This window comes from Anaerocolumna sp. AGMB13025, from assembly GCF_029689925.1.
Taxonomy (GTDB): domain Bacteria; phylum Bacillota; class Clostridia; order Lachnospirales; family Lachnospiraceae; genus Anaerocolumna.
In genome coordinates, this window is the sequence record NZ_CP121445.1 from 4,638,718 (window position 1) to 4,652,777 (window position 14,060).

Below are 14,060 nucleotides of genomic sequence, written 5' to 3' on the forward strand. Positions count from 1 at the left end.
ACATTCTACTCTAATTCATTTTATTTGTCTGTACATATAAATAAAAATAATGCTTTGGAACTATAAATATAATCCCAAAACATTATTTATAAACTTAGATCTTATTCATTTTCATTATTAAATCACAAAATGCAAGCCTGTTTTTCTTTCATTAGAACCAATATTTTCTTCATACGGATTCAATTTCCCTCTGCTAAAATTTCATAGCAGCAGACTAGCCTCTCCCTTACAGAACAGATTAAGCCTGTGAAGTGCCCTTGTACTTGCAATGTATAATAATTTTTTATCATCTTCACTGTGATAATTTGTGCTATCAGCGTCACAGATTAATACAGCGTCAAACTCAAGCCCTTTTGACATATATACCGGTATAATAAATACACCACTTTCCTGTGAAAATCCGGTACAGTTGGATTTAATTTCTTTCCTCTTACTTTTTCATTAATTCTTCCAGTTTTATATAAGGATTATGATATCTTTTTTTGCCCACGGATAACTTCATGTATTCAATGGAATTTCTTGGACAGCCGTTGATACAGGCAAAGCACTGCTGGCAGTGGTGATGCCATCTGGGGGAGCCATCTTTTATCGTTATGTTATTAACCGGACAAACCTTGGCACAAATTCCACAGCCGGTACAAGAATGGGTGGATTTAAATGTAGTATCCATAATAGGAATCAGGAATGCAAGGAATTTATTCAGGATGCCGGTCTTGAAAATACAGTCTTTTCTGGTTCCTCTGTCAATTTCAGGGGTTCCTTTGGATTTAATGACAGAAGCAATTTCATTAATCTTCTCTTTGGAAGCTTCAAAAATGTGCTTTATTTCTTCCTCTTCCACCGTGAACTCGACTATAAAATTTGACGGTGTTATTACAGAAAATCCCGCAGAGAGCTGCAGTCCTCTCGCTTTTAGTTTTTTATCAAGCAATAATAAAGTTCCTGCTATGGTTCCCCCATTGACTGCAACAGCTGCAATATATTTATTTCTCATTTGCTTTGAAAGCTTTTTCACAAACTCACGTACAATACGCGGTAAACCGAACATATAAACAGGAAAGACTAATACAATCGTATCTGAGTCCGATATAACTCTGTTCCTGATTGCTGCAGTCATTGGAATTAATTGAACGTCTTCAAATCTGGAGGCCAGTTCTTTGGAGATTTTTAGAGAATTCCCTGTACCTGTGAAATAGTAAATACTTATACTCATATTTTCTGCTTATCCTTTCTTCCTTTTACTCTCGACTTATTATTGCAGGCTGCATTTGAGATTCTATTATGTCAGTCCTGCTTCGTTACGATTGTAGTTATTAGTTTTATCATCTGTTCTCTGTCATTATCATTATCAAGCTTTGATAAAATCCTATACCATACCTGCCGTTCTACCTTCTCATGTTCCTCATTAAGTTTTACTCCTTCTTCGGTAAGTTTTAATCCAAAGGAACGCCTGTTTTTTTTACTTATGGTGCGGATTATGAGATCTTTTTGTTCCAGCCTGTCAATGGCACTTGTAAGTGTACTGCCGGGTATTGACAGAGCTTCACTGACCTCTTTTATTACATTATTGGGGTTTGATTGAACAAACTGGATAACGGAAAGCTCTGTACTGGTAATACCCTGGGGGTATAAAGCGCTCATATCTGTCTGATATTCTTTATAACGCTTTACTATCTCATGGACAAGGGAAACAAGCTGATCAACATATTCTTCTTTGATTTCATTCATATTAATCTAATAATCCTCCGGAATTATTTTGTTATGGAATGTATTCGATATCGAATCAATTCCATTTCATAATATACTCAATTATCTACTTTGTCAATTACAGATTCAATAAAAAAGACGTAAAGGGGTATTGCACCTTACGTCTTTACTCTAAATTATATATATTGTAAAAACTGCCGCATTACTGGCAGAAACCCTTTCACTCCCCTTAAATCAACATACGTAGGAGAGGAAATACTTATGGGTTATTCGCATTTAACCTTATCCGATATATCAAAAGGCATCCGTATTCTTTATAATACAATCCATACCTGAATCACTGTCCCAATAATCCAAAAGCTTTACAAATAGGAAAAGCAAGCGTATCACCCCTTGTGAACGATACGCTTGCTTTAATAGCCATTTACTTACCTGCTGAAGTTAGAATCTATAACCCACTGCTATATAACACCCTCTGACTGCAATTTTAAAATATCTGAAGGCTCATAACCATATTTTTGTAAGATTTCAGCATTGTGCTGTCCAAGAATTGGAGCAGGCATTCTGATTTCCGCTTTGGTATCACTTAACTTTATAGCACTTCCGTTAATCTTAACCTTTCCGCATACCGGATGCTCGATATCTACAAATAATTCTCTGGCTTTTGTAAAATGCTCATCTCTGGATATTTGTTCAAGATCCAGTATAGGAGCGGCAGGAATACCGGTTTTAAGTATAATTTCAACAGCCTCACTTACCGTATATACCTTTAACCACTCTTCCATAATCAGCTTAAATTCCTTATTGTTCTTAACACGTAAGGGGACCGTAGTAAACCGCTCATCACTTATTAAATCCGGTTGATTGAGTATCTTAGTGCACAAAGTTTCATAAAGCTTCTGGTTACCACAGCCTATCACCAGCCAGCCGTCTTTTGCTTCATAAGAGTCATATGGGGCAATTGCATCATAAGAATTCCCATGGGGCCTTGGTATGTCACCGGATATGAAGTATCTCTGCCAGGCCTGTTCCAAACTTAAGGCTACCGAATCCGTTATGGATACATCTATGTACTGACCTTTTCCGGTCACATGTCTTGCATTTAAAGCAGTTAGTACACCTATCGCTAAATTCAGTCCGCCTAATACATCACCCATGGCACTGCCAACACGGGTCGGCGGATCACCTTCCTGTCCCGTTACACTCATCAGCCCCCCCATTGCCTGAGAAATGATATCATAACCAGGGCGGTCCCTATATGGTCCATTGGCCCCGAAACCGGTGATGGCTCCATAGATTAAACCTGTATTAATTTCCTTTAATTTTTCATAACCAAGACCAAGTCGTTCCATGACCCCGTAACGGTAGTTTTCTATCAAAACATCCGCTTCTTTTACTAGCTCCAAAAAGATTTTTTTTCCTTCTTCCGATTTCAGGTTCAGGGTAATCCCGTATTTATTCCGGTTCAGATTTCCATAATAGAGGCTTTCCCCATTCATATGGGGACCGTAATGTCTGCTGTCATCTCCCACACCCGGCTGTTCTATCTTAATTACCTTTGCCCCAAAATCCGCCAGTATTGCACCGCAATAAGGTCCTGCCAATACTCTTGTTAAATCCAATACAGTTATGTTTTCCAGTGCCATATGTTCTAACATTGCTGCTCCTCCGTTTATACTTTTCTAGTAGTAATATTTGTGTAACAATGATTTCGATTTTCAATTTCTGTTGCTTCACTATAGATTATACACTTCGTCTCGTGACTGCCTGACAGCCAGATACCGCATGAACATCAAAATAATTCGCTTTAAACATCAGTTTTTACGTTGTACTTTACTCAGTCTTCTACGAATAAAGCTTTATTTATGGTTAATTATCAAATATTAGTATAACGTTGTATTTATTATATGAATATTACTGTTACGTGTCAAGGACAAATTTGTACAAAAAGCTATAGTAAATCTTGATAATAATTATTATATCCGTTGTTAAAAGGATTTGATAAAATCATTGCAACGTTGTACCAAATTGTGATATAATATATTTTGATAATACTAATTTCAGTAACTCACCTATATTCCTGATGGTTTTATCTCGCGCCTTCTGACACGTGACACGGTTAACTTGTACCAGTATTATTTCTTCTGATTTAACTTTCTTAAATTAATATGAACTCTCTGTTTATGCGGAATATTGCTGCACCTTCTTCCACATGGACATAGAAATATATAAAACGCAGTTTATTCTGCGAAGAAAGGATGGATTTATGGCTAAACAATTTATTTGTTCTAAAACAGAACCTATCGTTCAAACAAAACAAGGAAAATTACGGGGATTTACACTTGATGGAATTTACAATTTTTACGGCATAAAATACGCTGATGCTAAGCGTTTTCTAATGCCGGAGGAGCCCGCTTCCTGGGAGGGGGTAAGGGATGCACTGTCCTATGGTTATGTTTGCCCAATGCTTCAAAAAGAAACCGCTGTCGGTGAATTAATGGTTCCCCATCGTTACTGGCCCAAAGATGAAAATTGCCAGTATCTTAATATTTGGTCACCTACTCTTAATCCGGATGCAAAGAAGCCTGTAATGGTGTGGCTCCACGGCGGCGGCTTTTCCGCCGGCTCCTCTATTGAACAGATTGCTTACGACGGGGAAAATATGTGCCGTTTCGGGGATACTGTTATCGTATCCTTAAACCATCGCCTCAATATCTTAGGATATCTGGATTTATCACCTTTCGGTGAAAAATACGCAAATTCCGGTAATGCCGGTAATGCAGATATTGTTGCAGCCCTTCGCTGGATCAGGGATAATATCGAGCAATTTGGAGGCGATCCAGAAAATGTTACCCTATTCGGGCAATCCGGCGGGGGTATGAAGGTCTGGACTTTAATGCAGACTCCGAGTGCTGATGGTCTGTTCCACAAAGGAATAATTCAAAGCGGTGTAATTGATGGATTCGTCAATCCAAAACCACAAAATGGCAGAAAAATTGTAAGCGCTTTATTAAAGGAATTAAACTTAAAAGAAGAAGATATTGAACAGCTTGAAACCATACCCTATGAAATCTTAGGAGAAGCTTATAAAAAAGTCAGTCCTGCATTATTAAAAGCTGGTGAGTATGTAGGTGAATCTCCTATTGTGAATGACTTTTACTTAGGTGACCCAAGGGTCATTGGTTTTACGGAACATGCAAAGACTATCCCTGTCATGATAGGCTCCGTACTTGCAGAATTTGCATTTGTACCAGGTATTGCAGATAAATATTCACTTTCCGAAGAACAAGTGAAAGAATTAATCTCTCAAAAATACGGTGAACATGCTGAAAAACTAACCGCTTTATTTCATACCGCATATCCGGACAAGCACACAACCGACTTGTTATTTTACGATTCCCTATTCCGTTCACCTTCCAAAGATTTAGTGCTTAAGAAAGCCTTACATCCAGAGTCAAAAACATATTCCTACCTATTTGCATTCGAATTCCCTTATGATGATGGAAAACCAGCCTGGCATTGTTCCGAAATACCTTTTGTATTCCACAATACGGACAAAGTACCAATCTGTAATCTCCCCGGAGTTTCTGATAAGCTGGAGGAACAGATGTGTTTGGCCTGGATTAACTTTGCTAAGAACGGTAATCCAAACAATAGCTTATTACCAGATTGGCCTGCCAGCCAGCCAGAGGATGAAGCTGTGATGATATTTGACCGTGAGTGTACAGTAAAACACAACTATGATCATGAACTTGTATCTCTTCATTATGAGGTAGTACCAAACTTTTTCTTACATATGGCAGAGACCAAGGAAAGTGAAGACGAAGAAATAACAATCCTACATTAATACCCATCACGAAAAAGGATGCAGCCACTTTACCGATAACATAATCGTAAAGCGGCAGCATCCTTTTTCCCTGGAAATACTCTTACTTTATTCTTTTCAACCAGTTTAACCACTTATCAAAAAAACACTTATGGATTAAAACACTTTATGGAATAGAGCGGTTTATGAAATATAGTGGCTTATGGAATAGAACCTTTTAACACTATAGCTTCCAGCTGGCAGCAATAATGAACTAAGGCTAAGAGTCCTTAATTTATTGACTCTTAGCCTTGTATTTTGCTTTATTAACAGACCGTGTTTCGCAGTGTACTTATAAATAGGGGGTTTTATAAGACTAAACTGCTCTTACTTTCCTCTCTGTAAGTAACGGTCTAAAGCAGCTTGTTTTAATTCGATACATCGATCAATTCCATACTTACTTAAATCTTCAATAAAGCTGTCATACTCATCCATAGACTTGGTTCCGTTGATAAACTTAACTGTATTTTCCTGTACCAAGGTCAGAATATTCGTATAAACAGAAGCATATTCCTGGGATTCCTCATCCGTCATGGTCATGCATGGCGGAAGCATTAAATCATATTTTGTATCAATCCAGGCATCATATGCATTCAGTGCCGGATTACCTTCATAAATTGAATCCCACATCTTCCAGTTGTAAAGACCAAAATCAGAAGACATCAGCGTAACGGTAGAAAGTGCCTCTGCCACAGTAGGATAAGTTCCGTCAGTAATTTTTGCTTTAATCGAATCAGACATCGAATAAGTTCCGTCGCTGTTTTCAACATAGGACTCATCCTTAATTCCTAGTGTACCTAACATCATACAATCTTTTGTATACCAATAATCCAGATACCTCATAGCAAGTTCCACATCTTTACAGGAGCTTGAAACTACCAGTGTTTCTTTGACCAGCTCACTCATTGGCGCAGCGGCCTGAGGGGTATCTCCTGCTTTTAATACCGGATACGAAACACCTGCTAACTTAAACTTCTCATCTTTATTGTAACCCATACTCTTATAAACATCTGCCGTATATCCCCATACATTAGGTCCAGCAGCCGCTTTACCAGTACCTAAGAAGTCTGCCGGAGAAATAACTGTTGCTGCATTGCTCACGAAATTCGGATCAATAAGCCCCTCTGCATACCATTTTCTGAAAGTTTCTACCCATTGCTTATAACCTGCCTCTTTGGGACCGTATTTTACAGTTCCGTTGTCGTTATAAAATTCAGGCAATACACCAAAGGCTGATAGAAAGGTACCATAATAGTCTGTACCATTGGGTCCAATCATAAGAGGTGCTTCACAGTCAGGGTGGTTTTTCTTAATTGCCGTAAGGGCAGTATACCAGTCATCTACAGTAACCGGTACGCTTAAACTGGCTTCATCCAGCCAGTCTTTTCGGATGGAGGGACCTCCCCATACTCTTTCCCCTTTTAAATTACCATTTTCGGATGCAAGGGTATAAAGTGCTACAAGTTTGCCATCGTCAGTGACCGTATCTTTTTTCAGTGATTCCACACTATTTCTCAGAGCCGTATAATTGGGCATGTATTGATCCACCTTATCCGTCAAATCAATGGATACTCCGTCATTCATCATCTTAACAAGACCACCGGTATAATAGCCTTCTGCTCCTCGAATGATATCCGGATATTCGCCGGAGGCTATCATTACAGAGAATTTTTCTGCTGCTTCTTTATCAGATACCACTGTCCAGTTAATATGAACATTGGTATTCTTCTCAATCTGCTGTATTGCCGGTAAATCATTTGGGGATTCTACATAATTGTTATTCCAAACAATCCAGAAATTGAGCTCTTTCTTTTCGTTAAGGGGCCAGGACCAATTATCCCCTCCAGCTGCCGTCTCTGTTGTAGAAGCGGTATTACTTCCTCCCTGATTCTTTGTTGAGGATTCCTTGGACCCTCCTGATTTACCGCATCCAACAAATGTGTTTATCACAAATACTAAACAAATAAGTAATGCTATTACTCTCTTTTTCATTTTGCTCCTCCTTTTATTAATTAATATTTTTACAATATTAACCTTTGATGGAACCTACCATAATTCCTGATACAAAGTACTTTTGTACAAATGGATAAATACACAGAATTGGCAGGGTTGAAACAACAATTGAGGCATATTTTGCAAGTGTCTTATACAGTGCAGTATTATTCATAGCATCGGCCGCATTCGTTACATCGGTTGACTGTATTAAGATATCCCTCATAAACATCTGCAGCGGATACTTATCTTTTGCAGTAGGTAAATATAACAATGCCGGGAACCACTCATTCCATTTCGCAACAGCTATAAACAGGATAATAACTGCAAAGGTTGCCTTACAAAGAGGTAAAATAACCTTCCACATGATTGTAAGCTCCCCTGCACCGTCCATTCTTGCCGATTCCTCCAGACTGTCTGGTATACCGGCAATGGCTGTCCGCATAATTATTATATAAAACACCTGCATTGCACCTGGAACTAAAAGGGCCAGATAGGAATCAAGTAAATGGAGATTTTTCACAACCATATAGGTCGGAATCATACCACCGTTAAACAACATGGTAAAAGCAATGATACCCATTAAGGCGTTTCGGTAACGAAAGCGTTTTCTGGATAGGATATAGCCTGCAAATACAGATAACATGCTGGTAAGTAAACACTGTGCCACTACATAAAATAAGGTGTTTCTATATCCGGTCCATATTCCTTTATAAGTCATAATTAATGAATAAGCTTTTAAAGACGGCTTTCCCAAGGGTCGCAATATAAATCCCTTTGCTGAATCAACCAGTGCAGGTTCACTGATTGAGGCCATAGTAACATGCCACATGGGTACGATACAAATAACACATAAAATCAGCATAATTATGGTATTAACAAACACAAATACTTTACGTGAAAAACTACTCTTCATCATCATAATAATGGGCGCCTCCTAAAATAAGCTTGTTTCTGAATACTTCTTGCATATCGCATTCGTAACCAGAAGGAAAGTAGTTCCAACCAAAGAATTAAACAGCCCCACCGCAGTACTGAACCCATAATTCATCTGAACTAAACCAACCCGGTAAACATAAGTATTAATAACATCCGCAGTCTGATAGATTCCTGGTGAATAAAGCAAAAGGATTTTATCGCTGCCAACTGCGAACAAGGATCCCATACGCATAATAAGTAAAATTGTAATTGTAGGTGCAAGCCCCGGAAGAGTTATATGTAAGGTCTGTTTCCACCGGTTCGCTCCATCCATTACCGCTGCTTCATAAAGCTGCTGGTCTATGGAACTAAGGGCTGCAATATAAATAATACTTCCATATCCAAAGCCTTGCCAAATTCCTGAGATCGTGTAAATTCCCCAGAAATATTTCGCCTCACCCAACAGATTTGCCGGTTTCGCATGGGTAAGCGCGGCTACTATACTAGATATTGCACCGCCGCCTTCCGTAAAATCTTTAATAATACCACAGATAACTACCATCGATATGAAATAAGGCATATAACTAATGGTCTGTACTGTCTTTTTAAAAAACCTTTTATTCACTTCATTAAGAAGCAGGGCAAATATAATAGGTGCCGGAAACCCAAAAAACAGATCCAGCAAACCAATGGACACGGTATTGCGAATCAATCTTCCAAAATACGGTCCGGTAAAAAATTGTATAAAATTATCAAGGCCCACAAAGGGACTTCCCAGTATCCCCTTTGCAATATTAAACCGCTGGAACGCCATTGTAAGACCGCCCATTGGCCAATAGCAAAATATTAAATACCATAATACAATGGGTATACTCATAAGATAAATTACTTTATTTCTTTTAATATCTGTCAAAATATTATGGGGTAATGCCCTTATTCCTCCTCCCTCGATATATTTACTGATTTTCACTGCTGCAGTTTTTTTATCCTCCCTGCTGTTTTTCTTTTTCACCAATGCTAATCCTCCTTCATCCCAAACTAGTATTGCTAAAATCCTGTCATAAATCCCCATTCTTATGTTACTTTTTATAACCTTGTTAATATTACGTTGCAGTTCAACTCATTTTGATATTATTCCGCTTTCATATCATCATTTAGTATATCGTTGTACTGTCTTATAAACTGATTATAGGTTCCATTGTCACTTTTGTCAATAACTTTTTATAAATCACCAATCTATTCGTTATTTTGTCTAATTCCAGTGCTTTGTTTTATTAGTATTGCACAAAATTTTAATCATACTCTTTTTGTTTTTGTTAAATAATTCAGTTAGTGACTATACTAATACACAAACTGGATTATTTTCTCTTGCTAAACTTAATTTACTATGGTACACTCGAGTAAAACGATTTATCTAAATCGTTTTACTCATTATTTAAAATTACAATATTTAGAGGGGAGCCCTGTAAGTTGTCTACTATACGAAAAATAGCAGAATACACGAATTTATCGCCAAGTACCGTATCTATCGTTCTAAATGGTAAAAGTGTATCCCGGAATATATCAGAGAAAACCGTAAATAAGGTTCTGGAAGCAGCAAAGGAACTGGGTTATACTCCCAACATTTCTGCCCGCAGACTAAGAAATAATAACACCAAAAAGTATATCGTTGTATTTTGGGCGAATGATTTTCGTGCACCATTATTATTTGAATTTATTAAAGGAATGCAGCAATATATAGAGGATACCCAGACGGATACCGAGATCGTACTAAAATTGTTTACACCTGATTTACTCTATAAAGCTTTACAGCCTGATACACTGGCAATGTACTCCTCTGCCGTAATCTGTACTGCATCCAACAAAGACCTTGAATATCTGGAGATGACAGATTTCACTACTCCAATTGTTCTTTATAACCGCTTTTCTAAAAAGTACAGTAATGTTTTGGTGCAGAATCATGAAATCGGTAAAAAAGCAGCGGAGCTGTTTGCTGAACATAACAAAAAAAATGCTGTTATTTTTACAGCACAGGATGGTCAATATATCTATAGTGAAAAACGTATGTCAGGATTTATGAAAACCTTCAGTGAAGCCGGAGGAATTACTACTGTTATCAATGCGCCGCAGAATTCAATGCGTTCTGGCTATGATACCATTAAGCAGACAGAAAGCATGTTTCGCAATGCCGACTGCGTATTCTGTCTCTATGATGTCCTGGCGATTAGTTATTTGGATTATCTAAGGAATACAAACCTTGTATCAGTACCAGAAAATCAGGAAATAATAAGCATTGGAACGAATGATAATGATACCTATGAAAGTTTATTTATTCCGCTGTCAATTATTAAAATTCCAATCAGTGAAATGGGAAAAGAATGTATGAGGATGGTTATAGAAAAAAGCAATGGAGATTATAATGAAGCTGAATCAAAAATAATCGATTTTGTTTATACCAGTCGCTTGACCAGTAAATAATCTTACAATTTCTTACATTTATTCTCAAATTTATTGCAGGGAAAAACCTACGAATGGGACAATACAGCCTACTTAACATGCTGTTTCTCCCATTCGGTGTTTTCCTAAACATTTTCAACAATCGTTGAAACCCCCATACCGCCGCCAACACATAAAGTTGCAAGACCCAGTCGTTTATTTCTCCGTTTTAATTCATATAACAGGGTAACCAGTATTCTGCACCCGGAAGCCCCAACTGGGTGACCCAGGGCAATGGCACCTCCGTTAACATTCACCTTATCCTTATTCCACTGCATCAGCTGCCCCACTGCTAATGACTGGGCTGCAAAGGCTTCGTTTGCTTCAATTAAATCCAGGTCATTCAGGTTAAGTGAAAGCTTATCCAATAACTTTTGTGTACTAATCACAGGTCCAATTCCCATAACGGATGGGTCAACACCGGCCGATTGGCAGCCTCTTATAACAGCCATAACAGGAAGTCCTAATTCCCTGGCTTTTTCTCTCGTGGTAAGGACAACTGCCGCTGCTCCATCATTAATTCCTGAGGAATTGCCGGCAGTTACCGTTCCATTTTCTAAAAAGGCTGGTTTTAGTTTTGATAAGGCTTCAGCGGTTATCTGATCTCTGGGCGCTTCATCTTCCACCATAACAAAGGTTTCTTTTTTGGTTTTCACCTTTATACCAACGATTTCATCTTGAAATACCTTGTTTTTTCTTGCTCTTTCACATTTTTGCTGACTGTCAGCCGCAAATTCATCCTGCATCTGACGGGTAATATTATACTTTTCTGCTACATTTTCCGCAGTAATACCCATATGATAGTCATGAAAGGCATCCCATAAGGCATCCTTTATCAGGGAATCAACTATTCTTCCATCATTCATACGATAGCCAAACCTGGCCCCCGGCAATAAATAAGGTGATGCAGACATATTCTCTGTTCCGCCGGCAACAATAATCTGTGCCTCTCCTGACATAAGCATGCTATATGCTAAATTAACTGCTTTCAGGGAGGAACCGCATACATTATTGATGGTCATAGCAGGCACATAGTCCGGTATACCTGCCATCATGGCGGACTGTCTGGCAACGTTCTGACCTAGACCGCCTTGCAGGACACATCCTAGTATCACCTCATCCAAGTGCTCACCGCTTAACTTTGACCGATTTAAGGCTTCCTTAATAACGGCTGCTCCTAAATCAACTGCTGGTGTACTAGCTAAATTACCTCCAAATTTACCTATCGGTGTACGAACTGCACCTGTAATTACAACTTCATTCATATTTATACCCCTTGCATATCGCAAGTTTTACTTGCGATACTGCCCTTCGTTATTCCTTAATTTCTACTTTCATCCTCATAAATGCTGAACCCATGGATTTTCCCAAACTGTCCAGTCTGAGAGAATGTGTGGCCCCACCTCCAAGGGCATGTTTCATGACAAAGTTAAACCCATTAAGTGAGGGTACTTCGTAACGGATGATTTCACCTTTTACCATATCACCAAAAAATTCATGTACCTTTTCTACGGTTATTTGTTCTGCAATAATGCCATAATATTTCGGTTCCCTTGCAAATACACATATATTACTGGTATCTCCCTTATCTCCTGAACGTCCGTGAGCGATATCTTTTAAATAAATTTCTGCCATATCATCTGACCTCCTTTATACAGCTTGTAAAGTGAAGGGCCTCCCGTGGTATTAAGGTCGGCCACAATCCTATTACTTCCTGGACTTTGGCCCGGCCTCCAAAAAAGCTGGCTCCCGGAGGTCCATTTAACTGCATTGGCGCGATTTCAGGTATGATCTTATAAGCCTCCTCCTTACTAAGAGTACGGACCGCTATACGTAAAACCACTTCATTCATACTGTTAACCAGTTCCGGACTCATATCCGCAGTTCCTAACAGCAGTGAGTTAAGCCCCACATAGCTGATATGGATTTCTTCCGCCTTTAGACCTTTTCTTTTTAATTTTTTCATAAGGATATCTGCAGTATACCGGGCCTTTTCATAGGCATCCGGCCAAGCGAAGCTTAAGTAGGTTGCTACCTTATATCCGGCATGATATCCAATATTCAGCTTTAACTGTTTCGGACGGGGTTTGCCTTTAATATTATCCACCCTGACTCTATTTTCTCCTGCCTGAGTGATAATAGCCTGGCTGATATCCACATTAACATCAGGAGTAAGATAGTTAGCCGGGTCATGTACTTCATATAAAAACTGTTCTTTTGCCGATTGTTCACATATGATACCACCGCAGTCAGGTGCTTTTGTGATATAAAAATCATCGTTTGAGATCTCAACAATTGGAAAGCCCAATTCATCCATTCTGGGGACATTTCTCCAGTCATATTGATAGTTTCCTCCGGCTCCCTGTCCGCCGCACTCTAGTAAATGTCCTGCCATAATACCTCTTGCTGCATTGTTCCAGTCGTCTGCTTTCCAACCCAGTTCATGGAGAATTGGTGCCAGAAATAGTGCAGAATCTGCGGCACGTCCTGTTATGACTGTATTCGCTCCCTGCTTTAAGCACTCAACAATTGGTTCATGACCAAAATATACATTGGCATTTACTATTTTGTCCTTTATGTCTCTAAAGTCACCGGTATCATCTAAATTCGCAAATTCATAACCCTCTTCATACATCTTAGGAATCCGGTCTGTGATATCATCTCCCTCAACATAACCAATCTTATAATTCTCTCCGACTCCCTGCTCCTTTAATACCTGCCCCACTGCCTCCACCGCACCGCGGATATTCATGCCTCCGGCATTTGTGATTATTTTAATATCTTTTTCATAAGCCGTTTTACCAGTTTCCTTTATTAATTCCACAAAATCTCTGGCATATCCAGCACCCGGGTTTTTGAGTTTCTGCCTGCTCATAATTGACAGCGTCAGTTCAGCTAAGTAATCACATGCCATATAATTAATATTACTATGCTTAACCATATGTATTGCCGCATCATTACTGTCTCCCCAGAAGCCCTGTCCTCCACCTATAACTACTTTGTCCATATAATGCTCCTTTCTCAAACGATGTACTTTTAACATAAAACTGATTTTAAAGATTTTATCCTTTCATCAGTCTAT

At 38.7% G+C, this 14,060-nt stretch carries 12 protein-coding genes; 2 read left to right on the top strand and 10 right to left on the bottom strand.

Annotated elements, in window-relative coordinates:
• Positions 1 to 201 precede the first annotated feature (201 nt).
• The 4 genes from QA584_RS28740 to QA584_RS19185 all read right to left on the bottom strand — a co-directional run bounded on the left by QA584_RS28740 (position 202) and on the right by QA584_RS19185 (position 3,365).
• Positions 202 to 360 carry an ATP-binding domain-containing protein gene (locus QA584_RS28740; protein ID WP_334306013.1) on the bottom strand — a complete coding sequence of 53 codons (159 nt, stop codon included), beginning with the start codon at positions 358 to 360 and terminating at the stop codon, positions 202 to 204.
• 70 nt (positions 361 to 430) lie between these two features.
• Entirely contained in the window at positions 431 to 1,213 is a 783-nt protein-coding gene (locus tag QA584_RS19175; RefSeq protein WP_278270712.1) for an EFR1 family ferrodoxin, read from the bottom strand.
• A gap of 71 nt (positions 1,214 to 1,284) precedes the next feature.
• A complete protein-coding gene (locus QA584_RS19180; protein ID WP_278270713.1) occupies positions 1,285 to 1,728 on the bottom strand; it encodes a MarR family winged helix-turn-helix transcriptional regulator in 444 nt (147 codons plus the stop codon).
• A gap of 440 nt (positions 1,729 to 2,168) precedes the next feature.
• Complete coding sequence (locus QA584_RS19185; RefSeq protein ID WP_278270714.1) at positions 2,169 to 3,365, bottom strand: CaiB/BaiF CoA transferase family protein; 1,197 nt, start codon at positions 3,363 to 3,365, stop codon at positions 2,169 to 2,171.
• A 608-nt stretch (positions 3,366 to 3,973) separates the two neighbouring features.
• On the opposite strand from QA584_RS19185, the gene QA584_RS19190 reads away from it, so the two are divergent.
• Positions 3,974 to 5,554, top strand: a complete 1,581-nt coding sequence (locus QA584_RS19190) for a carboxylesterase/lipase family protein (RefSeq protein ID WP_278270715.1) — start codon at positions 3,974 to 3,976, stop codon at positions 5,552 to 5,554.
• 345 nt (positions 5,555 to 5,899) lie between these two features.
• Here the strand turns inward: QA584_RS19190 and QA584_RS19195 are convergent, their stop codons facing one another.
• From QA584_RS19195 to QA584_RS19205, 3 genes are read right to left on the bottom strand one after another with little or no spacing between them, the layout of a single operon-like run.
• Positions 5,900 to 7,564, bottom strand: a complete 1,665-nt coding sequence (locus tag QA584_RS19195; RefSeq protein ID WP_278270716.1) for an extracellular solute-binding protein — start codon at positions 7,562 to 7,564, stop codon at positions 5,900 to 5,902.
• A 37-nt stretch (positions 7,565 to 7,601) separates the two neighbouring features.
• Positions 7,602 to 8,486 (bottom strand): carbohydrate ABC transporter permease, encoded by an 885-nt coding sequence (locus tag QA584_RS19200; RefSeq protein ID WP_278270717.1) that lies wholly within the window; start codon positions 8,484 to 8,486, stop codon positions 7,602 to 7,604.
• A gap of 15 nt (positions 8,487 to 8,501) precedes the next feature.
• Entirely contained in the window at positions 8,502 to 9,494 is a 993-nt protein-coding gene (locus tag QA584_RS19205) for an ABC transporter permease (RefSeq protein ID WP_331487949.1), read from the bottom strand.
• 458 nt (positions 9,495 to 9,952) lie between these two features.
• Here QA584_RS19205 and QA584_RS19210 point away from each other — a divergent pair, with 458 nt between their 5' ends.
• Complete coding sequence (locus QA584_RS19210; protein WP_278270719.1) at positions 9,953 to 10,960, top strand: LacI family DNA-binding transcriptional regulator; 1,008 nt, start codon at positions 9,953 to 9,955, stop codon at positions 10,958 to 10,960.
• 104 nt (positions 10,961 to 11,064) lie between these two features.
• Here the strand turns inward: QA584_RS19210 and QA584_RS19215 are convergent, their stop codons facing one another.
• Genes QA584_RS19215 through QA584_RS19225 form a run of 3 tightly spaced genes read right to left on the bottom strand, consistent with a single transcriptional unit; the run spans position 11,065 to position 13,985 of the window.
• Entirely contained in the window at positions 11,065 to 12,243 is a 1,179-nt protein-coding gene (locus tag QA584_RS19215; RefSeq protein ID WP_278270720.1) for an acetyl-CoA C-acetyltransferase, read from the bottom strand.
• Positions 12,244 to 12,292: 49 nt separating this feature from the next.
• A complete protein-coding gene (locus QA584_RS19220) occupies positions 12,293 to 12,613 on the bottom strand; it encodes an AtuA-related protein (RefSeq protein WP_278270721.1) in 321 nt (106 codons plus the stop codon).
• A 1-nt stretch (position 12,614) separates the two neighbouring features.
• The gene (locus QA584_RS19225; protein WP_278270722.1) at positions 12,615 to 13,985 is read right to left on the bottom strand and encodes an acyclic terpene utilization AtuA family protein; all 1,371 of its coding nucleotides are present in this window, start codon (positions 13,983 to 13,985) and stop codon (positions 12,615 to 12,617) included.
• Positions 13,986 to 14,060 lie beyond the last annotated feature (75 nt).

Coding starts and splice junctions, on each gene's coding strand:
- QA584_RS28740 (WP_334306013.1), bottom strand. CDS start 360: ATGTCAAAAGGGCTTGAGTTTGACGCTGTATTAATCTGTGACGCTGAT.
- QA584_RS19175 (WP_278270712.1), bottom strand. CDS start 1,213: ATGAGTATAAGTATTTACTATTTCACAGGTACAGGGAATTCTCTAAAA.
- QA584_RS19180 (WP_278270713.1), bottom strand. CDS start 1,728: ATGAATGAAATCAAAGAAGAATATGTTGATCAGCTTGTTTCCCTTGTC.
- QA584_RS19185 (WP_278270714.1), bottom strand. CDS start 3,365: ATGTTAGAACATATGGCACTGGAAAACATAACTGTATTGGATTTAACA.
- QA584_RS19190 (WP_278270715.1), top strand. CDS start 3,974: ATGGCTAAACAATTTATTTGTTCTAAAACAGAACCTATCGTTCAAACA.
- QA584_RS19195 (WP_278270716.1), bottom strand. CDS start 7,564: ATGAAAAAGAGAGTAATAGCATTACTTATTTGTTTAGTATTTGTGATA.
- QA584_RS19200 (WP_278270717.1), bottom strand. CDS start 8,486: ATGATGATGAAGAGTAGTTTTTCACGTAAAGTATTTGTGTTTGTTAAT.
- QA584_RS19215 (WP_278270720.1), bottom strand. CDS start 12,243: ATGAATGAAGTTGTAATTACAGGTGCAGTTCGTACACCGATAGGTAAA.
- QA584_RS19220 (WP_278270721.1), bottom strand. CDS start 12,613: ATGGCAGAAATTTATTTAAAAGATATCGCTCACGGACGTTCAGGAGAT.
- QA584_RS19225 (WP_278270722.1), bottom strand. CDS start 13,985: ATGGACAAAGTAGTTATAGGTGGAGGACAGGGCTTCTGGGGAGACAGT.